This window comes from Pseudomonas sp. Con_6 (assembly GCF_059379395.1).
The window spans coordinates 5760665-5782525 of the sequence record NZ_CM182011.1 but is presented as its reverse complement, the minus strand read 5'-3'; the positions used below and the strand labels follow the sequence as shown (position 1 = coordinate 5782525).

The 21861-nt window shown below is 64.4% G+C and carries 15 protein-coding genes; 9 read left to right on the top strand and 6 right to left on the bottom strand.

All coding sequences use genetic code 11. The features are described from left to right. Nucleotides 1-25: 25 nt before the first annotated feature. Together guaA and AC5QPF_RS26065 are read left to right on the top strand one after the other, a co-directional pair. On the top strand, nucleotides 26-1603 hold the full coding sequence (gene guaA, locus AC5QPF_RS26070) for a glutamine-hydrolyzing GMP synthase (protein WP_316919148.1): 1578 nt from the start codon (nucleotides 26-28) through the stop codon (nucleotides 1601-1603). 285 nt (nucleotides 1604-1888) lie between these two features. Next, on the top strand, nucleotides 1889-3748 hold the full coding sequence (locus AC5QPF_RS26065) for an amidohydrolase family protein (RefSeq protein ID WP_494960536.1): 1860 nt from the start codon (nucleotides 1889-1891) through the stop codon (nucleotides 3746-3748). 63 nt (nucleotides 3749-3811) lie between these two features. Here the strand turns inward: AC5QPF_RS26065 and AC5QPF_RS26060 are convergent, their stop codons facing one another. The 5 genes from AC5QPF_RS26060 to AC5QPF_RS26040 all read right to left on the bottom strand — a co-directional run bounded on the left by AC5QPF_RS26060 (nucleotide 3812) and on the right by AC5QPF_RS26040 (nucleotide 8671). Next, nucleotides 3812-4441 (bottom strand): hypothetical protein, encoded by a 630-nt coding sequence (locus tag AC5QPF_RS26060; RefSeq protein ID WP_494960535.1) that lies wholly within the window; start codon nucleotides 4439-4441, stop codon nucleotides 3812-3814. A gap of 62 nt (nucleotides 4442-4503) precedes the next feature. Continuing rightward, nucleotides 4504-5397: a LysR substrate-binding domain-containing protein gene (locus tag AC5QPF_RS26055; protein WP_494960534.1), complete on the bottom strand. Its 894-nt coding sequence runs from the start codon at nucleotides 5395-5397 to the stop codon at nucleotides 4504-4506. Nucleotides 5398-5512: 115 nt separating this feature from the next. Then, nucleotides 5513-5977, bottom strand: a complete 465-nt coding sequence (locus AC5QPF_RS26050; RefSeq protein WP_494960533.1) for a DUF1348 family protein — start codon at nucleotides 5975-5977, stop codon at nucleotides 5513-5515. Nucleotides 5978-5992: 15 nt separating this feature from the next. Then, on the bottom strand, nucleotides 5993-8026 hold the full coding sequence (locus tag AC5QPF_RS26045; RefSeq protein ID WP_494960532.1) for a 2Fe-2S iron-sulfur cluster-binding protein: 2034 nt from the start codon (nucleotides 8024-8026) through the stop codon (nucleotides 5993-5995). 33 nt (nucleotides 8027-8059) lie between these two features. Further along, nucleotides 8060-8671: a glutathione S-transferase N-terminal domain-containing protein gene (locus AC5QPF_RS26040; protein ID WP_494960531.1), complete on the bottom strand. Its 612-nt coding sequence runs from the start codon at nucleotides 8669-8671 to the stop codon at nucleotides 8060-8062. A gap of 215 nt (nucleotides 8672-8886) precedes the next feature. Here AC5QPF_RS26040 and AC5QPF_RS26035 point away from each other — a divergent pair, with 215 nt between their 5' ends. From AC5QPF_RS26035 to tadA, 6 genes are all read left to right on the top strand, one after another. Then, nucleotides 8887-9567 carry a response regulator gene (locus tag AC5QPF_RS26035; protein WP_494960530.1) on the top strand — a complete coding sequence of 227 codons (681 nt, stop codon included), beginning with the start codon at nucleotides 8887-8889 and terminating at the stop codon, nucleotides 9565-9567. Then, nucleotides 9567-10910, top strand: coding sequence for a histidine kinase sensor domain-containing protein (locus AC5QPF_RS26030; RefSeq protein ID WP_494960529.1), 1344 nt, complete (start codon nucleotides 9567-9569; stop codon nucleotides 10908-10910). Before AC5QPF_RS26035 ends, AC5QPF_RS26030 begins: the two co-directional genes overlap by 1 nt. A gap of 74 nt (nucleotides 10911-10984) precedes the next feature. After that, nucleotides 10985-13213: a FepA family TonB-dependent siderophore receptor gene (locus tag AC5QPF_RS26025; protein WP_494960528.1), complete on the top strand. Its 2229-nt coding sequence runs from the start codon at nucleotides 10985-10987 to the stop codon at nucleotides 13211-13213. 73 nt (nucleotides 13214-13286) lie between these two features. Beyond that, the gene (locus AC5QPF_RS26020; protein WP_494960527.1) at nucleotides 13287-14168 is read left to right on the top strand and encodes an alpha/beta hydrolase-fold protein; all 882 of its coding nucleotides are present in this window, start codon (nucleotides 13287-13289) and stop codon (nucleotides 14166-14168) included. Nucleotides 14169-14307: 139 nt separating this feature from the next. Continuing rightward, nucleotides 14308-15690 carry a multicopper oxidase domain-containing protein gene (locus AC5QPF_RS26015; protein ID WP_494960526.1) on the top strand — a complete coding sequence of 461 codons (1383 nt, stop codon included), beginning with the start codon at nucleotides 14308-14310 and terminating at the stop codon, nucleotides 15688-15690. Then, nucleotides 15690-16169, top strand: coding sequence for a tRNA adenosine(34) deaminase TadA (gene tadA, locus AC5QPF_RS26010; RefSeq protein ID WP_458978811.1), 480 nt, complete (start codon nucleotides 15690-15692; stop codon nucleotides 16167-16169). The genes AC5QPF_RS26015 and tadA overlap by 1 nt, the downstream gene beginning before the upstream one ends. 84 nt (nucleotides 16170-16253) lie before the next feature. Here tadA and mltF read toward each other — a convergent pair whose 3' ends face one another. Further along, complete coding sequence (mltF, locus tag AC5QPF_RS26005) at nucleotides 16254-17714, bottom strand: membrane-bound lytic murein transglycosylase MltF (RefSeq protein WP_494960525.1); 1461 nt, start codon at nucleotides 17712-17714, stop codon at nucleotides 16254-16256. Nucleotides 17715-17959: 245 nt separating this feature from the next. Here mltF and purL point away from each other — a divergent pair, with 245 nt between their 5' ends. After that, nucleotides 17960-21859, top strand: a complete 3900-nt coding sequence (gene purL / locus AC5QPF_RS26000; protein WP_494960524.1) for a phosphoribosylformylglycinamidine synthase — start codon at nucleotides 17960-17962, stop codon at nucleotides 21857-21859. Nucleotides 21860-21861: the final 2 nt, after the last annotated feature.

The window sequence follows — 21861 nt, the reverse complement described above, 5'->3', positions numbered from 1 at the left end:
CGATTTCCACTGACGAGATTGAGTCATGGCCCTCGACATTCACGCTCACCGCATCCTGATTCTCGACTTCGGTTCCCAGTACACCCAGCTGATCGCCCGCCGCGTGCGCGAAATCGGCGTGTATTGCGAACTGCACCCGTTCGACATGGACGATGAAGCGATTCGTGCCTTCAACCCGCGCGGGATCATCCTCGCCGGCGGTCCTGAGTCGGTCCACGAAGCCAACAGCCCGCGCGCGCCACAGGCCGTATTCGACCTCAACGTACCGGTGCTGGGCATCTGCTACGGCATGCAGACCATGGCCGAGCAGATGGGCGGCAAGGTCGAAGGCTCCGAGCTGCGCGAATTCGGCTACGCCCGTGTCGACGTGGTCGGCAAGAGCCGCTTGCTCGACGGCATCGAAGACCACGTCGATGACGACGGCGTTCTTGGCCTCGACGTGTGGATGAGCCATGGCGACAAGGTCACCCGCATGCCGGAAGACTTCCACGTCCTGGCCAGCACCCCGAGCTGCCCGATCGCTGGCATGTTCAACGATGCCCGCGGCTACTACGGCGTGCAGTTCCACCCGGAAGTGACCCACACCAAGCAGGGCGGTCGCATCCTGTCCCGCTTCATCCTCGACATCTGCGGCTGCGAAGCCCTGTGGACCGCCTCGAACATCGTCGAGGACGCGATTGCCCAGGTGCGTGAGCAAGTGGGTTCGGCCAACGTCCTGCTGGGCCTGTCCGGCGGCGTCGACTCCTCGGTGGTTGCCGCGCTGCTGCACCGCGCCATCGGCGACCAACTGACCTGCGTCTTCGTCGACAACGGCCTGCTACGCCTGCACGAAGGTGACCAGGTCATGGCCATGTTCAAGGAGAACATGGGCGTCAAGGTCATCCGTGCCGATGCCGAAGCCCAGTTCCTCGGCAACCTGGAAGGCGAAGCCGACCCGGAGAAGAAGCGCAAGATCATCGGCCGCACCTTCATCGACGTGTTCGATGCCGAAGCCAGCAAGCTGGAGAACATCCAGTTCCTCGCCCAGGGCACCATCTACCCGGACGTGATCGAGTCGGCTGGCGCCAAGAGCGGCAAGGCCCACGTGATCAAGTCGCACCACAACGTCGGTGGCCTGCCGGAGGAAATGAACCTCAAGCTGGTCGAGCCGCTGCGTGAGCTGTTCAAGGACGAAGTCCGCAAGATCGGTCTGGAGCTGGGCCTGCCGTACGACATGGTCTACCGTCACCCGTTCCCGGGCCCGGGCCTGGGCGTGCGCATCCTCGGCGAAGTGAAGAAGGAATACGCCGACCTGCTGCGTCGTGCCGACCACATCTTCATCGAAGAACTGCGCAAGGCCGACTGGTACCACAAGACCAGCCAGGCGTTTGTGGTGTTCCAGCCGGTGAAATCGGTGGGCGTGGTCGGTGATGGCCGTCGCTACGCCTGGGTCGTGGCCCTGCGTGCCGTCGAGACCGTGGACTTCATGACCGCGCGCTGGGCGCACCTGCCGTACGAGCTGCTGGAAACCGTCAGCGGCCGGATCATCAACGAGATCGAGGGGATTTCGCGGGTGACCTACGATGTGTCGAGCAAGCCGCCAGCGACGATCGAGTGGGAATGATCCCGCGCGCGTAGCCTGTCTGCGCACGCGATGAAGTGCAAAAAAGCCCGCCAGAGTGCGGGTTTTTTTGTGTCTGGCGTTCGGTCCGCAATTGCTATGTTCACAGACCAAATTGTGAGTACTTGCATAATTTGTGGTGTTAAGTTAAGCCCGCGATCGAGCACGGATCAGGACGGCCTCTCGACCTCTTCGCTCTGCGGGACGCGGGGGAAACCGAACTGAAACCGTGCCATGCGATGTTGATCGTCATTCCCCGGACCACCTCCGAAACTGAAAGGAATCACCATGTCGCAAAGTCCCCAATTCGGCTGTGCCTGCTGTACCCCGAACATGCTGCCGCGCTTCGAGCACGCTGCCGAAGCCTGGCAAGCCCTGCTCTCCGAGGCCGAGACCCTGGCGCCCCATGGCGGTCAGCAAGCCGTGATCTTCTTTGGCGGCAATATCTATCCGGATCCCGAGCGGCCGGGGCTGCTGGTCGAGGCCCTTGGTATCGCCGAGGGTGAGGTGAAGGCGAGCGGCGCACTGGACGATGTGCGCAAGGCGATGCAGCAATACAAGCCGGTCGATCGCCCGCTGAAACCGGAAGAAACCTTGCTGCCCGGCTTGATTGATGCCCATGCGCACCTGATGTCCACCGCATTGATCACCGGATGGACCGATCTGTCGCCCATCCAGGACCAGCGCCTGAACAGGGAATACAGCATCGCCTACGTCAAGGCCGGAATCGTGAAGGCCGCCGAGGCGGTGAAAGACAAGCCCGAAGCTGAGCAGTGGGTGACTGGATTCGGTGTCGATCCTTCGTTGATGAAGGAATGGCAGGACATTGACGCGCCCACGCTCGATGGCCTCTACCCCGAGTTGCCTGAGCTGAAGATCTTCCTGCTCAACGCATCCGGTCATATCAGCTATGCGAACACCAAGGCCCTGGAGCTGGCCGGTCTTGAAAAGGACTACAAGAATGGCGTCCTGACCGAAACCCAATCGGCCCTGATGATCCCAAAGCTGCCTCAACCGGGGCCGTTCCAGTTTTTCCGCAACCTGCTGCAGGTGTTCAAGGACGCGAACAAGCGTGGGATCACCACGGTGTTCGATGCGAGCGTCGGCTTGGTCGGCAAGCAGTATGAAATCGGTCTGATGCGCCTGCTGGCCAAGACCCATGTGCTGACGCTGCGGGTAGGCGGAGCCCTGTATGGCAGCGACGCCGACGATCTGAAGATGTGGCTGAAGTCCTACCATCCCGAGCTGGACAGCAACGCCAACGAGCTGTTCACGCTGCGTGCGATGAAGCTGATCGCCGACGGCTCGAACCAGGGGCTTACCGGGCTGCAAAGCGCGCCCTACCAATGCTGCCATGAACACCAGGTACCGGGCGTCGGTGCCTATGGCCTGTTCAACTACAACCCGGTGCGCGAGCTGGCCAATGTCATGGCCGATGTCGCCGCCAAGGGCTGGCCGATCCTGACTCACGCCAACGGCGACGAAGCCATCGACAACGTGCTGTCCTCCTATCAGTTGGCGCTCTGCACGGTGCCCACCGATCAGGAACAGATGCCCGAGCCGCCGTTCAACAGCGTGCCGGCCTGGGCTGGGAAGCGTCATCGCATCGAGCACTGCTCGCTGCTGCACGACGATGCCATTGCCCTGATGCAGCGCATGGCGATCTCCCCCAGCTTCCTGATTGGCCATGTCGGTTACTGGGGCCGGGCGTTCCAGAAAACCATCCTCGGCAAGGACCGGGCGGATATGCTCGACCGCTGTGCCTCGGCGCTGAAAGGTGGCCTGCGTATCAGCCTGCACAGCGACCGCTTCGTCACCCCGTTCGGCCCGCTGCGCTACATGGAGCAGGCAATTGGCCGGGTGATGGAGGCCGTTGTCGATGATCATCAGGACGAACACGAGCACAAGCGGATTCTCAACAAGCATGAGCGTCTCGATGTACACCAGGCGCTGCGTGCAGTGACCATCGATGCCGCCTGGCAATGCCACCTCGACCATCAGGTCGGCTCGCTGTTGCCGGGCAAGCAGGCCGACCTGGTGATCCTGGCCAAGGATCCGCTGCAATGGACAGCCCCCCATGCCGCCGGCATGCGCGATATCCAGGTGGAGGAAACCTGGGTGAGCGGGCGCAAGGTGCATTCGGCCTGACCAGCAGCCCACCCCGAAACAAAAAGCCCGCAATCATGCGGGCTTTTTGTTTCGGGGTGGGACCTAGTTGGTATAGGCCCCGCCCACGGCAATGTTGTAGCGAATGCCGCCGCTGCCACGCCTGCTGTTACAGGCACGGCACAGATAGGCGTGATTAGTGGTGTCCTGGTACCAGTTCGCCCGTGCCAGCCTGCTGGTATTGCATCCGGTCAGGTTCCAATGTTGTGCCACCGGCATGATGTGGTCGATGGTCACGTCGGCCACGGTTGCCTGGTGTGTCGCGCGACCGAATCCCGGACACATCCAGGAACTGGCATTACCACCCGGATGGTTGGTGACGTAAGTGTCCTTGGCCTGGGTGGCCGTGGTGTTCCAGGCCGAGGGGTAGTTGTTCTGGCGGATGCGTTCGAAGATGGCCCCTTCGAGCTGGTCCGCCCGCTGGTTGTTGACCAGGCGAATCGCCGCAACGACTTCCGCAATGGTGGCCGCAGTATTGCTTTGGGGTTCGAATGCGTTATAGGCGTTGTACAGCGCCGCATAGCGCGGGTCATCGTCGTCGATCTCCTCCATCGTGAGATCCAGCAGGTGTTCGATTCCTTGAGCGTCTGAAGGGCTTAAAAATCGTGGCATGTATCCCTCATGGGCACGTCGTGGTGAAAGATCGATTTGCAGTGCCGTCAATTGCGTGAGCACAGCGATTCACCTGATCCTACGTGATTATCAGGCTGTGGCACAACGCCACCAAGCGTTGTGAATCACCCCCTGAACAGCGCATCCCCGCGCAACCGCTCCACCGCCATATCCACAAACGCACGCACCTTCGCCGGCGCCTGCCGCCCCTCCGGATACACCAGATGAATCGGCAGCGGCGGCTCCTCGAAATCCTCCAGTACGATCTGCAACTCCCTCGCGAGCAAGGCCGGTCCGACCTGGTACTGCAGGACCCGGGTCACGCCCCAACCCGAGCGCGCTGCATCGATCACCGCCTGGTTGGTATTGCACATCAGCGCCGGGTCGATGCTGATCCGCTGCCCGCCCGCGAAACGCCATTCCGGCGAGGCCCATGAGCTGTTGGAGGCGACGATGCGGTGTTCCTTGAGGTCCGCCGGGGTTTGCGGGATACCGCGCTTTTCCAGGTAACCCGGCGCCGCGCAGATCACATGCCGCACCGCGCCGACGCGCACGGCAGTCAGCCCGGAATCCGCCAGATGGCCGATACGCAAGGCGACATCGAGGCCTTCCTCGACGATATTGACCTGGCGATCGATGAACAGGGTGCGGGCATGCATGCCGGGGTAGGCATCGAGGTAGTCGGTGACGATCGGCAGTATGTACAACTGGCCGAAGAGGATTGGCGCGGTGATCGCCAAGGTTCCGGAAGGCTCGCTGTAGTGTCCGGCCGCGGCAGCCTCGGCTTCGGCGATATCGCCGAGGATGCGCCGGCAGTCGGCGAGGTAGCGCGCGCCGGCTTCGGTGGTCTTTACCGAGCGGGTGGTGCGCACCAGCAAGCGGGCGCCGACCAGGTCCTCCAGCGCGGCGATGATCCGCGTCACCGCCGGCGCGCTCATGTGCACCGCGCGGGCGGTCTTGGCGAAGCTTTCGGTTTCCGCGACCTTGACGAAAACCCGCATTGCCAGCCAACGGTCCATGGCGCTGTGTTTCCTTCGTTTCGAATGCTTGTCGGGTATGTCTCCGGTGAGGCCCGGGACACGCTCAGGGTGCCCGGGATTATGTGCCATTTTCACGTACCTTCCAGTGCCGGTTTCAGAAACCGAAGTGGCTCAGGCCCGGGTGATCGTCCGGACGGCGGCCCAGTGGCCAGCGGAACTGGCGCTGTTGCTCGCTGATCGGGTGCTCGTTGATGCTGGCGTGGCGCGCACGCATCAGGCCGTCTTCGGCGAACTCCCAGTTTTCATTGCCGTAGGCGCGGAACCACTGGCCGCTGTCGTCGCGGTATTCGTAGGCGTAGCGCACGGCGATGCGATTGCCGGTGAAGGCCCAGAGTTCCTTGATCAGTCGGTATTCCAACTCGCGATGCCATTTGCGGGTGAGGAAGGCTTCGGCTTCGGCGCGGCTGGTGACGAACTCGGCACGGTTTCTCCAGCGGGTGTCGAGGGTGTAGGCCAGGGCGACCTTGGCGGCATCACGGCTGTTCCAGCCATCTTCGGCAAGGCGAACTTTCTCGATGGCGCTCTGTTCGGTGAACGGGGGAAGCGGGGGACGGGACATGGCAGATCTCCTGGATCACAGTGAAAGTTGAATCGGGTCCTTGCCGGCGGGGACCGCGCAGCAGATCAGGACTTCGTCGTCGCCAACCCTGGCGGCGGGCTCCTTGAGGTAGCTGACCGCGCCCTTGAGCAGGCGGGTCTTGCAGGTGCCGCAGTGGCCTTCGCGGCAGCTGTATACGGGTTCCAGTCCGCGGGCTTCGGCCAGTTCCAGCAAAGTGCCGGAGCCGGGTTCCCAGCGGGCTTGCTTCAACGACTCGATGAAGGTCACCGGGATTGATGTGGTAGCGGGCGGCGGGCCAGCAGGAGCGATTGCCGGCTGTTCGCCGGAACGTTTCAACGATGCTGGACCGAAGGCTTCGGCGTGGATCCGGTCGTCGATGACGCCGTAGCCACGCAAGCCGTCGTAGAGCGACTGGCTGAAGGACGGCGAACCGCACAGGTAGAACTCGTAGTCACCGAACGGCAGGTAACGGCTCAGCAGCGGCATGTCGATCCGCCCGGCAGCGTCGTAGTCGATGCCTTCACGGGCGTCGCGAGTGTCGCTCAGGACCCGGATCACGCTGACGTTCAGTTCTGCCAGCTCGCGGTCGAAGGCGCGGTCGTGCTTCGAACGGGACGCGTAGAACAACACCACCGGGCGCATCCGTTGCGTGCGCCGGCCTTCGAACACCAGGTGACGGACCATGGCCAGCATCGGTGTGATACCGACTCCCCCCGCCAGCAGGACCAACGGGCGGCGGCTGTCTGGATCGACGATGAAATCGCCGGCCGGGGCGCGGGCTTCCAGGGTGTCGCCTGCGTGCAGATGGTCGTGCAGCCAGCTCGACACCAGCCCGTCGCGCTTGACGCTGAGGCGGTAGTAACCGTCGGACGGAGCGGTCGACAGGGTGTAGGTGCGGATCAGCGGCTTGTCTGCACCCGGCATCCGCACCCGGATCGGCAGGTGCTGCCCGGCCAGGTGCGGCAGCACGCCCGCTCCGTCTTCGGGTTGCAGGTGGAAGGAACGGATCGATGCGCTTTCCTGGACCACCTGCGAAACCGTGAAACGTCGCCAGTGCGTGGCCAGTTCGGCCGCACGCAGACGTTCGCCCGCCTGTTTCCAGTCGCCGGTCATCAGCGAGCTGTCGGCTTCGCCGTCCTCCTGGAAGGCCCAGCGCAGAGCCAGCCCGCCGGGGCGGCGGACGATACGCCGGGCGCGGAAGCTCCACAGGCGCTCGGCACCCTGGAAGGCATCGATCTCCGGCGAGTCGAAGATGACCTCGGCATCACCGCTCATCTGCAGCACATCGCCGCTGTCGTAGTCGACGAACAGCAGCCCGGCCTTGCCGTTGAGATGGATATTGCCCAGGGTCGAGAAGAACAGGTTGCCGTTGAAGTCCGGGATGGTCAGCAGGCCGTCTTGCGCCACGCGGACGAAGCCCGGCTTGCCGCCGCGATGGGAGACGTCGACCTGGCGGCGGTCATCGCGATCGGCGTAGGAGGCGACGTAGAAAGCGTCGGCCCCTTCGATCAGGCGCCGTGCCGTGTCATCGAGTCGAGAGAGGGATTCGACCGCGCCCACCGAGGGCTGTCCCGGTTCGCGAGCGAAGGAAAAGTCCCGCAACTGGATATAGCGCGGGCAGTTGCCGAAGCTCTGGTCGACCTCGACACGAAAGCCCGGGGCGGTGAGGGACAGCACGCCGTTCATGCGGTTGCGCCGGCGAGTATGCAGCTCGATGCCGAGCAGTCCGACCGGCGCGCCGTCGAACATACCGGCCGCCGCAGGATCCTTTGGGTCCGGGCGGGCCGCGATATCGAGGGTCACGGGGGAGGGCGAGGTCATGAACCCTGGCCGGCCTTCGATGAAGGTCGCCCAGGCATCGCCATCGCCGTCTACGCTGCCCAGCACCATGAACGGCAACTGGGCGTAGAACTCGCGATGCTGGTCGGGCATGAAGTCCCGGATCACCCGCTGGCCGACACCTTCCATGCGCTCGGCGACGCCGACTCTGGCCTGGATGAAGGTCTCGCCTTCATGCCAGGTGGACAGGGATTTCAGGTGTGCGGCCATGGTCATCGCTCCCGTGGGATGCAGCAGGGGATATCAGGCCCGCAGGCCGGCGCGGCTCTGGGTGAAGGGCACGAAGCCCGGCAGTGCTTCGACGCGGCGCAGCAGGGCATTCACCGCCGGGTAGCCGGAGATGTCGACATTGCCCTCCGGCGCCTGGACGATGTAGCTGTAGATCGCCACGTCGGCGATGGTCGGATGGTTGGCGGCCAGCCACTCGCGGTCGACCAGGTGTTGTTCCAGGCGGCCCAGCAAGACGTGGGCACGGGCGATCACTTCATCGGCGTTGAAGCTGGCGTTGAACACGGTGATCAGGCGGGCGGCACAAGCGCCGTAGGCCAGCTCGCCCGCTGCCACCGACAGCCAGCGCTGTACCCGTGCGGCACCTGCGGCGTCTTCTGGCAGCCAGTCAGTGCGGCCGGCCTTCTTCGCCAGGTAGACGAGAATGGCGTTGGAGTCGGCAATCACGATGTCGCCATCTTCCAGCACCGGGATCTGCCCGAACGGGTTGAGGGCGAGGAAGGCCGGGGACTTGTGTGCCCCAGAGGCCAGGTCGACCTCGACCAGCTCGTGGGGTACGCCCAGCAGCGATGCGAACAGAACGACACGGTGGGCGTGGCCCGACAGCGGGTGGTGATGGATTTTCATGGTCCGGCTCCTGGTGGGTTTGGCGGGGCGGGGTACTTCCCGATCCGTGGACACAGTGTGGAACTGGATGGATTTCGGCGGAATACGCTTTCTTGGCAGTTCTTTATTGCTTCAGGTGGAATAATCCGTCGGGCCGGCTGACCAACGTCATTGCCCGGGCATGCTGCGAAATGGGATGATTCGCAATTGCAATCACTCCAAGGCCGAGCCCGCCCGTGTCCCCCCGACTTCTCCTTGCCGAAGACGACCTCAACCTGCGCCAGGACCTCCGGCAGCATTTCCAGCGCCGTGGTTTTTACGTGCATGCCTGCGAAACCGGCAGCGAGGCCGGACAGGTACTGGAGCAGGGCGACTTCGACCTGATCCTGCTGGACATCATGCTGCCCGGCATCGACGGCCTGAGCCTGCTCGACCGCCTGCGCCGCGACCAGGCGGTACCGGTGATGCTGATGTCCGCCCTCGGCGCCGAACAGGACCGCATCAGCGGCTTTACCCGTGGAGCCGACGACTACCTGCCCAAGCCCTTCAGCCTGGCCGAGCTGGATGCCCGGGTCGATGCGCTGCTGCGTCGGGTGGCGCTGGATCGGCGTCGGGATCCGGGTACGGTGACGCTGGACCAGGAACTCCAGGACGTCGTGCACCAAGGCCGCAACGCTGGCCTTACCGGCTCCGAATACCGCCTGCTGGCCACCTTGCGCGCTCATCCAGGTGAGGCGCTGAGCAAGGCGTTCCTCTATCAGAGCGTGTTGCACCGCGCCTATACCCGGCTCGACCGCGGCCTCGACGTGCATGTGTGCAACCTGCGGCGCAAGCTGGCGGCCATCGGCGCGACGCATCTGCAGATCCAGTCGGTGCGCAGCCAGGGCTACATTCTGGTGGAGACGGAGCCGTCCTGATGCGCCGCCATCCCTTGCTATGGAAGCTGGCCCTGTGGCTGGTCAGCTTCTGCCTGCTGCTGACCTGGCTGATCTGGACCTGGGGCCTGTCGGTGGAGCGCAGCACCTATTTCCTCAGCGCGGCGGACCAGGCCTACCTGGCCCGTTATGCCGAACAGGCCGAGCAGGCCTGGCGCGACGGCGGGGCCGAGGGCGCCGAAGCCTACCGGCGCCAGTTGGCACAGGAGGAAGACACTTGGGTGGCGCTGGTCGGTCCTCTGCTGCAAAGCCTCGGCACCACGCCATTGAGCGCCGAAGAGGCCAGCCACCTGACCTTCATGCGCAAGCTCGACTGGCCCATGAGCAAGCGCCTGCAAGACGAACTGCCCTATGTCAGCATCGAGTTTCCCCAGCACCCCGAGGACGGCCGCCTGGTGATCCAGTTGCCGGAGCGCCTGCTGCCCACCGGCCTGACGCCCTGGACCCACGTGGTCACCCACGGCGTGGCCCCGGCGATCCTCGCCTTGCTCCTGGGCCTGCTCCTCTATCGCCATCTGGTAGTACCGCTCAATCGCCTGCGCGACCGCGCCGACGCCTTGCGCGCGGACGACCTGGACAGCCCCGGGCTGCCGTTGCAGAAGCGCCGCGACGAACTCGGCGAACTGGCCCAGGCCTTCGAACACATGGCCGGGCGCCTGCGCCGCAGCCTGGAGCAGCAACGCCTGTTGCTGCGCACCCTGTCCCACGAACTGCGCACGCCCTTGGCGCGCTTGCGCATCGCCCATGACAGCGAGCTGCCGCCGGAGCAACTGCGCCGGCGCCTGGATCGGGAAGTGGACGACATGCAGCGGCTGCTGGAAGACACACTCGACCTGGCCTGGATGGACACGGAGAAACCGCAGTTGCCCAGCGCACCGGTGCAGATGCTGTCGATCTGGGAGGCGCTCTGCGAGGACTGCTGTTTCGAAAGCGGTTGGGCGCGCGCTCGGTTCCTCAGCGACCTGGGTACCGACTGCTGGGTGTCCGGACATCTGGACAGCATCGCCCAAGCGGTGGAGAACCTGCTGCGCAATGCCATCCGTCATTCGCCCGAGGGCGGCGTGGTGCGGCTCGACGGGCAGCGCGTGGGCGAGCACTGGCACTTCCAGTTGCGTGACCAGGGCCCGGGCGTGCCAGTTGCGGACCTGCAGCGCATCTTCGAGCCCTACCAGCGCCTTGCCGACAGCGGCGCCGGCTTCGGCCTGGGGCTGGCCATCGCCCGCCGAGGCATTGAGCTGCAGGGCGGGCGCCTGTGGGCAAGCAATGGCAATCCTGGGCTGGTCCTTCATCTCGTCCTGCCGACGGCGGAATGTTTAGAAAGTTAATGAGCTTTACTCTCAATTAGCATTCATTATCATTCGTGATCTCTCGCATTCAGCGCCCGTCCCGGAGATCGATGATGTTGCCCCGTCCTGTCCCTCGCATTCCCTTCCTGCTGCTCTCCAGTTGCCTGCTGTCGACCGCCGTGCACGCGGCCAGCGAGTCCGAAGCTGTCGAGCTGGCGCCGCAGAACGTGGTCGCCACCGCACTGGAAGAAACCAAGCAGGCGCCGGGCGTGTCGGTGATCACCGCCGAGGACATCAAGAAGCGCCCACCGGCCACCGACCTGTCACAGATCATCCGCACCATGCCGGGGGTCAACCTCACCGGTAACTCCACCAGCGGCCAGCGCGGCAACAACCGGCAGATCGATATTCGCGGCATGGGCCCGGAAAACACCCTGATCCTCGTCGACGGCAAGCCGGTGGCCAGCCGCAGCTCGGTGCGCTATGGCTGGCGCGGCGAGCGTGACTCCCGTGGCGACACCAACTGGGTGCCGGCCGACCAGGTCGAGCGCATCGAGGTCATCCGTGGTCCGGCGGCCGCGCGCTACGGTTCCGGCGCCATGGGCGGGGTGGTGAACATCATCACCAAGCAGCCGGGCAAGGAAACCCACGGCAACGTCACCGTCTACCAGAACTTCCCGACCCACAGCGACGAAGGCGCCAGCAAGCGCATGACCTTCGGCCTCAACGGCCCGCTGACCGACACCCTGAGCTACCGCGTCTACGGCAACGTGGCCAAGACCGACGCCGACGACTGGGATATCAACTCGGGTCATGAGTCCGCCCGCACCGGCAATCAGGTCGGCACCCTGCCGGCCGGCCGTGAAGGTGTGCGCAACAAGGACGTCAACGGCCAACTGAGCTGGCACCTGACCCCGGAACAGACCCTCGAACTGGAAGCCGGTTTCAGCCGCCAGGGCAACGTCTATTCCGGCGACACCCAGAACACTAACTCCAATGCCAACGTGAAGAGCATGCTCGGTAAAGAGACCAACATCCTTTACCGTGAGAACTATGCGCTGACCCACCGTGGCGACTGGGACTTCGGCAGCACCATGGCCTACCTGCAATACGAGAAGACCCGCAACCAGCGGATCAACGAAGGCCTGGCCGGCGGTACCGAAGGCATCTTCAGCAACACCGATTTCTACACCTCGACCCTGCGCAACCTCACCGCTCATGGCGAGGTCAACCTGCCGCTGCACGCCTGGCGCGACCAGACCCTGACCCTGGGCAGCGAGTGGAGCCAGCAGAAACTCGACGACCCGAGCGCCAACACCCAGACCACCAGCGAGGGCGGCGCGGTCAGCGGCCTGACCAGCACCGGTCGCGACGGCAGCTCGCAGGCGCAGATCTTCTCGCTGTTCGCCGAAGACAACATCGAACTGCTGCCGGGCACCATGCTCACCCCGGCGCTGCGCTTCGACCACCACAGTGTGGTCGGCGACAACTGGAGCCCGTCGCTCAACCTGTCCCACGCGCTGACCGACAGCGTCACCCTGAAGGCCGGTATCGCCCGGGCGTACAAGGCGCCGAACCTGTATCAACTGAGCAGCGACTACTTGCTGTATAGCCGTGGCCAGGGCTGCTACGGCCAGACCACCAGTTGCTACCTGCAGGGCAACGACGACCTCAAGGCCGAGACTAGCGTCAACAAGGAACTGGGCATCGAGTTCCAGCAGGATGGCTGGGTCGCGGGGCTGACGTACTTCCGCAACGACTACAAGAACAAGATCGAGTCCGGCCTGAGCCCGATCGGTCGCGCCACTGGCGGTACCGGCAGCTATGCCAACGCCGCGGTGTACCAGTGGGAAAACGTGCCGAAGGCGCTGGTCGAGGGCCTGGAAGGCACCCTGACCATCCCGCTGACCGAGCAATTGAAGTGGAACAACAACTTCACCTACATGCTGCAATCGAAGAACAAGCAGACCGGCGAGGCCCTCTCGGTGACGCCGAAGTACACCCTGAACTCGATGCTCGACTGGCAGGCCACCGATGACCTGTCGCTGCAGGCCAGCGTGGCCTGGTATGGCAAGCAGACGCCGAAGAAGTACGACTACCACGGTGTCCGGGTTACCGGTAACTCCAACAACCAGCTGTCGCCGTATGCGCTGGTGGGCCTGAGCGGTACATATGCGTTCACCAAGAACCTGAGCCTGACCGCTGGCGTCGACAACCTGTTCGACAAGCGCCTGTTCCGCGAGGGCAACGCCCAGGGCGTGACCAATATCGATGGTGCGGGCGCCGCGACCTACAACGAGCCGGGTCGCACGCTGTACACCAGCATTACCGCGTCCTTCTGATTCTGGAATGCAGCCATCGCCTCCCTTGTGGAGGCGATGGCGTTCTTGCCGAAGTCATAACGAGAATTGCCTGATGAAACTCACCCCTTTGTTCCTTGGCCTGGCACTGGTCGCGGGTAGCGCGTTGGCGCAACCGGAGCCGGAGCAAAAGATGGAAGCCGCCGTGTTGCAACAGGACAGTGCTTACCACTTCACCACCCTCACGCTCGACTCCGTTGATGGCCAGCGGCATTACCAGCTGTGGGTCGGCAAGCCGGATCGCCCGGCGCCGTCTGCCGGTTATCCGGTGTTGTGGATGCTCGACGGCAATGCGGCGTTGAGTGCGCTGGAACCGGCGGAGTTGAAGAAGCTCGCCGCCGGACAGGCGCCGTTGCTGGTGGCGGTCGGTTACCAGACCGAGCAGCGCATCGAGCGCAATGCCCGGACTTATGACTACACCCCGCAGGTGCCGGGTGCGGCGCAACAGCTCGATCCGTTGACCGGGCAGGCCAGTGGCGGGGTGGATGTCTTTCTCGATCTGCTGAGTCAGCGCATGCGGCCGATGGTGGCGGGCGTGGCGCCGGTGGATCCTTCGAGGCAGACGCTGTGGGGGCATTCCTATGGCGGGCTTGCGGTGCTGCATGCGTTGTTCAGCCGGCCGGGAGAGTTCAGCGACTATGCTGCGGCGAGTCCTTCGCTGTGGTGGAACGATGGCGCCATCGTCCGCGAGGCCGCAGGGTTGGCGGGGCGGCTGGGCGAAAGCCGTCCGCGGCTGTTGCTGATGCGCGGTAGTGCGGAGCCGGCTCACCCACGGATGCCGAGCACCGGCGACACCGAGGCGCCGGTCCGGGCGCTGGTGGCGGACTTGCAGAAGGTGCGGGGATTGCAGGCCGAATATCGGCGGTTCGAAGGCCTGAACCATGGGCCGATGTTGCCGGCGTCGCTGCACTTGGTGATCGAGTGCATGTCTCGCTGACAACCGAGGACAATGTGTGCGGGTTCACCTGCCTGCGACAAGACTTCACTTAAGTTTTCGCAAATGCGGGTGTATCGTATTCGCCCTTCATACTGGCCCAGCAATGGCCAGTCCCCCGCGATACGAGGTGCCTGCTCCAATGTCCTTTACCCGTCGACAAATGCTCATGGGCCTCTCCGGCCTGGTGGTGGTTGGTCTTGGTGCCGGTGGTGCGGCCCGTTACTGGCTGGGCAAGGTCGAGGACGAGAATGCCGGGCACGACTACGAACTGATCGCCGCGCCGCTGGAAGTGGAACTGGTCCCCGGCTTCAAGACCGAGGCCTGGGCCTTCGGCCCGTCGGCGCCGGGCACCGAACTGCGGGTGCGCCAGGGCACCTGGCTGCGGGTACGCTTCATCAACCACCTGCCGGTGGAAACCACCATCCACTGGCACGGCATCCGCCTGCCGCTGGAAATGGATGGCGTGCCCTACGTCTCGCAACTGCCGGTCAAGCCCGGCGAGTTCTTCGACTACAAGTTCCGCGTCCCGGACGCCGGCAGCTATTGGTACCACCCCCACGTCAGCAGCAGCGAAGAACTGGGCCGCGGCCTGGTCGGCCCGCTGATCGTCGAGGAGCGCGAGCCCACCGGCTTCCTGCACGAACGCACCCTCAGCCTGAAGACCTGGCACGTGGACGAGCAGGGCGCTTTTCTGCCCTTCAGCATCCCTCGCGAGGCTGCGCGCAACGGCACTGCCGGGCGCCTGATCACCATCAACGGCCAGGCCAATCAGGTCACCGAACTGCCGGCTGGCCAGGTGGTGCGGGTGCGTCTGCTCAACCTCGACAACACCTGGACCTACCGCCTCAACCTCAAAGGCAACTGCGAGGCCATGATCTACGCCCTCGACGGCAACCCGATCACCCCGCGCCCGCTGGAAGAGGATTACTGGCTCGGCCCGGGCATGCGCATTTGCCTGGCCATCCGCATTCCCGAAGCCGGCGAGGAAATCTCCCTGCGCGACGGCTTCGTCCGTCTTGGCACCCTGCGTTCAGTGGCCAACAGCGACAAGCCGGGCGACTGGCCGCCGGCACTCCCGGCCAACCCGATCGCCGAGCCGGACCTGGAGAATGCCGAGAAGCTCAACTTCAATTTCGAATGGGCCGGCAACGTTTCGGTGAACACCGACAACGGCCGTCCGCCAAGCCTGTGGCAGATCAACGGGCAGGCCTGGGACATCACCGACAAGACCTGTGCCGACCGGCCGATCGCTACGCTGCAGAAGGGCAAGAGTTACATCTTCGAGCTGAAAAACATGACTCAATACCAGCACCCAGTGCACCTGCACGGCATGAGCTTCAAGGTGATCGCCTCGAACCGTCGGCAGATCGTCGAGCCGTGGTTCACCGACACCTACCTGCTGGGCAAGAACGAACGCGCCCAGGTGGCGCTGGTAGCGGATAACCCGGGTACCTGGATGTTCCACTGTCACGTCATCGACCATATGGAAACCGGCCTGATGGCCGCGATCGCGGTGGTCTGATGCGTCCGCAGATCATCGATCGCAGCCGCGACCAGGAATTCATGCGCCTGGCCCTGGAACTGGCGGCGCAAGGCGCGGCCCTCGGTGAAGTGCCGGTGGGTGCGGTACTGGTGCAGCACGGCCAGGTGCTTGGCCAGGGCTTCAACCGGCCGATCACCGACAGCGATCCCAGCGCTCATGCGGAAATGGTCGCCATCCGCGCCGCCGCGCAGGCGGCCAGCAACTACCGCCTGCCGGGCAGTACCCTGTACGTCACCCTCGAACCCTGCAGCATGTGCGCCGGGCTGATCGTTCATTCGCGGGTCAACCGCGTGGTTTACGGCGCACTGGAGCCGAAGGCGGGGATCGTGCAGAGTCAGGGACAGTTCTTCACCCAGGGCTTTCTCAACCATCGGGTGATCTATGAAGGCGGGGTGCTGGCGGAGGAGTGCGGGGCGATCCTGAGCGAATTCTTCAAGGCCCGCCGGGCCAAAGCCTGAGATTGGTTGGTCTTGATGGCAAGCCAGCTCCCACAAGGTCCGCGTCGTACCTGAATATCAAGGTCGGCCCGGACTCCGCGTCGGTCAGAGCTGAGGGCTCTGCTCCGCGGGTTTGTCCTTGTTGACGCCGGGCACGTGCAGGTTGCCCTCGGCAACCTGGCTACCCTCCAGCTGCGGCTGGGTCACCCAGGTAAGGATGTCGTAGTAACGACGAATGTTGGCGACGAAGTGCACCGGCTCGCCGCCGCGGGCATAGCCGTACTTGGTCTTGCTGTAGTACTTCTTCTGCGACAGGCGCGGCAGCATCTTCTTCACGTCCAGCCACTTGTTCGGGTTCAGGCCCTCACGCTCGGCCATCTTGCGCGCATCGTCCAGATGGCCGGTGCCGACGTTGTAGGCGGCGAGGGCGAACCAGGTGCGGTCCGGCTCCTTGATCGAGTCGTCCAGCTCTTCCTTCACGTGCATGAAGTACTTGGCGCCGCCGCGGATGCTCTGCACCGGGTCGAGCCGGTTGGACACGCCCATGGCCTGGGCGGTGCGCTGGGTCAGCATCATCAGGCCGCGCACGCCGGTCTTGGAGGTGACTTCCGCCTGCCACATGGATTCCTGGTAGCCGATGGCCGCCAGCAAGCGCCAGTCCACCTGTTCCTGCTTGGCCGAATTGCGGAAATGCTTCTCGAAGCGCGGCAGGCGTTCCTGCAGGTGTTGGGCGAAGGTGTAGGCGCCGACATAGCCGAGTACGTCGACATGCCCGTAGTAGCGGTCTTTCAGGCGTTGCAGGGTGCCGTTCTTCTGAACCTTGTCGAGGAAGGCGTTGATCTCGTTGAGCAGGCTGTTGTCTTCGCCGGCGGCCACCGCCCAGCGCTGGTCGCGGGCATCGCCGAGGTCGAAGGCGACGCGCACGTTGGGGAAGTAGACCTGGTTCATCGCCAGTTCGTTGGAATCCACCAGGGTCAGGTCGATCTGCCCTTCGTCGACCATGCGCAGCAGGTCGACCACCTCCACCTGGTCGGATTCTTCATATTCCAGGCCCGGGTACTGCTTCTTCAGTTCCGCCAGTTGTTCGGCGTGGCTGCTGCCCTTGAGCACCAGGATGCGCTTGCCCACCAGCCCGGCGGGATTGGTCGGGCGGGTCTTGCCGTTGCGGTAGATGACCTGCGGGGTGACGTCGAGGTAAGCATGGGAGAAACGCGCCTGGTTCTTGCGCTGCTCGCTGCTGACCAGCCCGGCCGCTGCGAGGACCGGGCCGTTGGGCTGGCCGAGCTGGCTGAACAGGTCGTCGAGGTTGTCGGCAGTCTCGATCTGCAGCTTGACGCCGAGATCGTCGGCAAAACGCTTGACCAGCTCGTATTCGAAGCCGGTTTCGCCGTTGCGGTCCTGGAAGTAGGTGGCCGGGCTGTTGCGCGTTATCACCCGCAATACGCCATCCTCCTTGATGCGTTCCAGGGTGCTGGGTTTTTCAACGCAGGCACCGAGCATCAGGAAGAGTCCGAGTGCGATGAGCCATTGGGCGCACCGCTGGCGCAGAGCTATGTGGGCAGACATAGGGTGCAGTATACGCAAAGGGCCTGCTGCGCCATATCTCGACAACTAATAGCTTGTCTGCTATCGCGCTTCGTGATTGCGGCTTTTCACCGCAGTTTGACCCTTGCGGGAAAGCTCCGACACGCCTGGAATGGCCTTGCCGACATTCGGATGGCCGGCAATGCTGCGTTTCGGGTGCCTGACGCCTCGCTTTAGGCTAGAATGCACGGCCTCCAAGCACACCCCCTTCTGAGGCTGTCCCGACGATGTTGATCCTGCGCGGCGCTCCTGCCCTTTCTGCCTTTCGCCACGGTAAACTCCTTGAGCAACTGAGCCAGAAAGTCCCCGCTGTTAGTGGTTTGTACGCTGAATTCGCTCATTTCGCCGAGGTTGACGGCGATCTGACCGCCGACCAACAGCAAGTGCTCGCGCGCCTGCTCAAGTACGGCCCGAGCGTCCCGGTGCAGGAGCCTGTCGGTCGCCTGTTCCTGGTCATGCCGCGTTTCGGCACCATCTCGCCCTGGTCGAGCAAGGCCAGCGACATCGCCCACAACTGCGGCCTGGAAGTCGTTCGTCGCCTGGAGCGCGGCATCGCCTACTACGTCGCCGGTGAGCTGAGCGACGCCGACGCCGCCAGCGTCGCCGAGCTGCTGCACGACCGCATGACCCAGATCGTGCTGGGCAAGCTGGAAGAGGCCGCCGGCCTGTTCAGCCATGCCGAGCCCAAGCCGCTGACCGCCGTGGATATCCTCGGGGGCGGCCGCGCCGCGCTGGAAAAGGCCAACGTCGAGCTGGGCCTGGCCCTGGCCGAAGACGAGATCGACTACCTGGTCAACGCCTTCCAGGGCCTCAAGCGCAACCCGCATGACATCGAACTGATGATGTTTGCCCAGGCCAACTCCGAGCACTGCCGCCACAAGATCTTCAACGCCAGTTGGGACATCGACGGCCAGAGCCAGGAAAAAAGCCTGTTCGGCATGATCAAGAACACCTACCAGATGCACAGCGAAGGCGTCCTGTCCGCGTACAAGGACAACGCCTCGGTGATCGTCGGTTCCGTGGCCGGCCGCTTCTTCCCGAACCCTGAGACCCGCCAGTACGGCGCGGTGCAGGAGCCGGTGCACATCCTGATGAAGGTCGAGACCCACAACCACCCGACCGCCATCGCTCCGTTTCCGGGTGCCTCCACCGGCTCCGGTGGCGAGATCCGCGATGAAGGCGCCACCGGTCGCGGTGCCAAGCCGAAAGCCGGCCTGACCGGCTTCACCGTATCCAACCTGCGTATCCCGGGCTTCGAACAGCCGTGGGAGCAGCCATACGGCAAGCCCGAGCGCATCGTCGACGCCCTCGACATCATGATCGAAGGCCCGCTGGGCGGCGCCGCGTTCAACAACGAATTCGGCCGTCCGGCCCTGACCGGCTACTTCCGTACCTTCGAGCAATCCATCAGCACCCCTCACGGCGACGAAGTGCGCGGCTACCACAAGCCGATCATGCTCGCCGGCGGCATGGGCAACATCCGCGAAGAGCACGTCAAGAAAGGTGAAATCACCGTTGGCGCCAAGCTGATCGTCCTCGGCGGCCCGGCCATGCTGATCGGCCTGGGCGGCGGTGCAGCCTCGTCCATGGCCACCGGCGCCAGCTCCGCCGACCTGGACTTCGCGTCCGTACAGCGGGAAAACCCGGAAATGGAGCGTCGTTGCCAGGAGGTCATCGACCGTTGCTGGCAACTGGGCGACAAGAACCCGATCGCCTTCATCCATGACGTCGGTGCCGGCGGCATCTCCAACGCCTTCCCCGAGCTGGTCAACGACGGCGGCCGTGGCGGTCGCTTCGAGCTGCGCAACGTGCCGAACGACGAGCCGGGCATGGCCCCGCACGAAATCTGGAGCAACGAATCTCAGGAGCGCTACGTGCTGGCCGTCAGCGCGGTCGACTTCGAGCGCTTCCAGGCCATTTGTGAGCGCGAGCGCTGCCCGTTCGCGGTAGTCGGTGAAGCCACCGAAGAGCCGCAACTGACCGTCACCGACAGCCACTTCGGCAACACTCCGGTGGACATGCCGCTGGAAGTGCTGCTGGGCAAGCCGCCGCGCATGCACCGTTCGGTGACCCGCGAAGCCGAGCAGGGCGATGACTTCGACCCGTCGAAGCTGGAACTGGCCGACTCCATCGACCGCGTCCTGCGTCACCCTGCCGTGGCCAGCAAGAGCTTCCTGATCACCATCGGCGACCGCACCATCACCGGCCTGGTCGCCCGCGACCAGATGGTCGGCCCGTGGCAGGTTCCGGTGGCCGACTGCGCTGTCACCGCTACCAGCTTCGACGTCTACACCGGTGAGTCCATGGCCATGGGCGAGCGCACCCCGCTGGCCCTGCTGGACGCTCCGGCCTCCGGGCGCATGGCGATCGGCGAAACCCTGACCAACATGGCTGCTTCGCGCATCGAGAAGCTGTCCGACATCAAGCTGTCGGCCAACTGGATGTCGGCCGCCGGTCACCCGGGCGAAGATGCTCGTCTGTACGACACCGTCAAGGCCGTGGGCATGGAACTCTGCCCTGAGCTGGGTCTGACCATTCCGGTGGGCAAGGACTCCATGTCGATGAAGACCCGCTGGAGCGACGAAGGCGCCGAGAAAACCGTCACTTCGCCGCTGTCGCTGATCGTCACCGGCTTCGCCCCGGTCACCGACATCCGCAAGACCCTGACCCCAGAGCTGCGCATGGACAAGGGCGAGACCGACCTGATCCTGATCGACCTGGGCCGCGGGCAGAACCGCATGGGCGCCTCGATCCTGGCGCAGACCCACGGCAAGCTGGGCGCCCAGGCACCGGACGTCGACGACGCCGAAGACCTGAAAGCCTTCTTCGCGGTGATCCAGGGCCTGAACGCCGACGGTCACCTGCTGGCCTACCACGACCGTTCCGACGGCGGTTTGCTGGTCAGCGCGCTGGAAATGGCTTTCGCCGGTCACTGTGGCCTGAGCCTTGAGCTGGACACCCTGACCAGCAAGCGCGAAAAAATCGCCGCCATCCTGTTCAACGAAGAGCTGGGTGCCGTGATCCAGGTTCGCCAGGACGCCACCCCGGACGTGCTGGCCCAGTTCAGCGCTGCCGGCCTGGGTGAAGACTGCGTTGCGGTGATCGGCAAGCCGGTCAACAGCAACGAAGTGTCCATCAGCCTCAACGGCGAAGTGCTGTTCGACGGCCAGCGCCGCCTGTTGCAGCGCACCTGGGCCGAGACCAGCTACCAGATCCAGCGCCTGCGCGACAACGCCGAGTGCGCCGACCAGGAATTCGACCTGCTGCTGGAAGAAGAAAACCCGGGCCTGAGCGTCAAGCTGGGCTTCGACGTCAACCAGGACATCGCCGCGCCGTACATCAAGAAGGGCGTGCGTCCGCAGGTAGCAGTACTGCGCGAGCAGGGCGTCAACGGCCAGGTGGAGATGGCCGCGGCCTTCGACCGCGCCGGCTTCAACGCCATCGACGTGCACATGAGCGATATCCTCGCCGGTCGCGTCGACCTGAACGAGTTCAAGGGCCTTGTGGCCTGCGGTGGCTTCTCCTACGGTGACGTCCTCGGCGCCGGTGAAGGCTGGGCCAAGTCGGCGCTGTTCAACGCCCGTGCCCGTGACGCTTTCCAGGGCTTCTTCGACCGCAAGGACAGCTTCGCCCTCGGCGTGTGCAACGGTTGCCAGATGATGTCCAACCTGCACGAACTGATCCCGGGCACCGAGTACTGGCCGCACTTTGTGCGCAACCGCTCAGAGCAGTTCGAAGCGCGTGTGGCCATGGTCCAGGTTCAGGAGTCCAACTCGATCTTCCTGCAGGGCATGGCTGGTTCGCGCATGCCGATCGCCATCGCCCACGGCGAAGGCCATGCCGAGTTCTCCAGCGAGGAAGCCCTGCTCGAAGCCGACCTGTCCGGCTGCGTGGCGCTGCGCTTCGTCGACAACCACGGCAAGGTCACCGAGCGTTACCCGGCCAACCCGAACGGTTCGCCGCGCGGGATCACCGGCCTGACCAGCCGCGACGGTCGCGTCACCATCATGATGCCGCACCCTGAGCGTGTGTTCCGTGCCGTGCAGAACTCCTGGCGTCCTGATGACTGGAACGAAGATGCCGGCTGGATGCGCATGTTCCGCAACGCGCGGGCCTGGGTGAACTGAGT

Coding starts and splice junctions, on each gene's coding strand:
- AC5QPF_RS26045 (WP_494960532.1), bottom strand. CDS start 8,026: ATGGCCGCACACCTGAAATCCCTGTCCACCTGGCATGAAGGCGAGACC.
- AC5QPF_RS26040 (WP_494960531.1), bottom strand. CDS start 8,671: ATGAAAATCCATCACCACCCGCTGTCGGGCCACGCCCACCGTGTCGTT.
- AC5QPF_RS26015 (WP_494960526.1), top strand. CDS start 14,308: ATGTCCTTTACCCGTCGACAAATGCTCATGGGCCTCTCCGGCCTGGTG.
- AC5QPF_RS26055 (WP_494960534.1), bottom strand. CDS start 5,397: ATGGACCGTTGGCTGGCAATGCGGGTTTTCGTCAAGGTCGCGGAAACC.
- AC5QPF_RS26020 (WP_494960527.1), top strand. CDS start 13,287: ATGAAACTCACCCCTTTGTTCCTTGGCCTGGCACTGGTCGCGGGTAGC.
- purL (WP_494960524.1), top strand. CDS start 17,960: ATGTTGATCCTGCGCGGCGCTCCTGCCCTTTCTGCCTTTCGCCACGGT.
- guaA (WP_316919148.1), top strand. CDS start 26: ATGGCCCTCGACATTCACGCTCACCGCATCCTGATTCTCGACTTCGGT.
- AC5QPF_RS26025 (WP_494960528.1), top strand. CDS start 10,985: ATGTTGCCCCGTCCTGTCCCTCGCATTCCCTTCCTGCTGCTCTCCAGT.
- tadA (WP_458978811.1), top strand. CDS start 15,690: ATGCGTCCGCAGATCATCGATCGCAGCCGCGACCAGGAATTCATGCGC.
- AC5QPF_RS26065 (WP_494960536.1), top strand. CDS start 1,889: ATGTCGCAAAGTCCCCAATTCGGCTGTGCCTGCTGTACCCCGAACATG.
- mltF (WP_494960525.1), bottom strand. CDS start 17,714: ATGTCTGCCCACATAGCTCTGCGCCAGCGGTGCGCCCAATGGCTCATC.
- AC5QPF_RS26030 (WP_494960529.1), top strand. CDS start 9,567: ATGCGCCGCCATCCCTTGCTATGGAAGCTGGCCCTGTGGCTGGTCAGC.
- AC5QPF_RS26050 (WP_494960533.1), bottom strand. CDS start 5,977: ATGTCCCGTCCCCCGCTTCCCCCGTTCACCGAACAGAGCGCCATCGAG.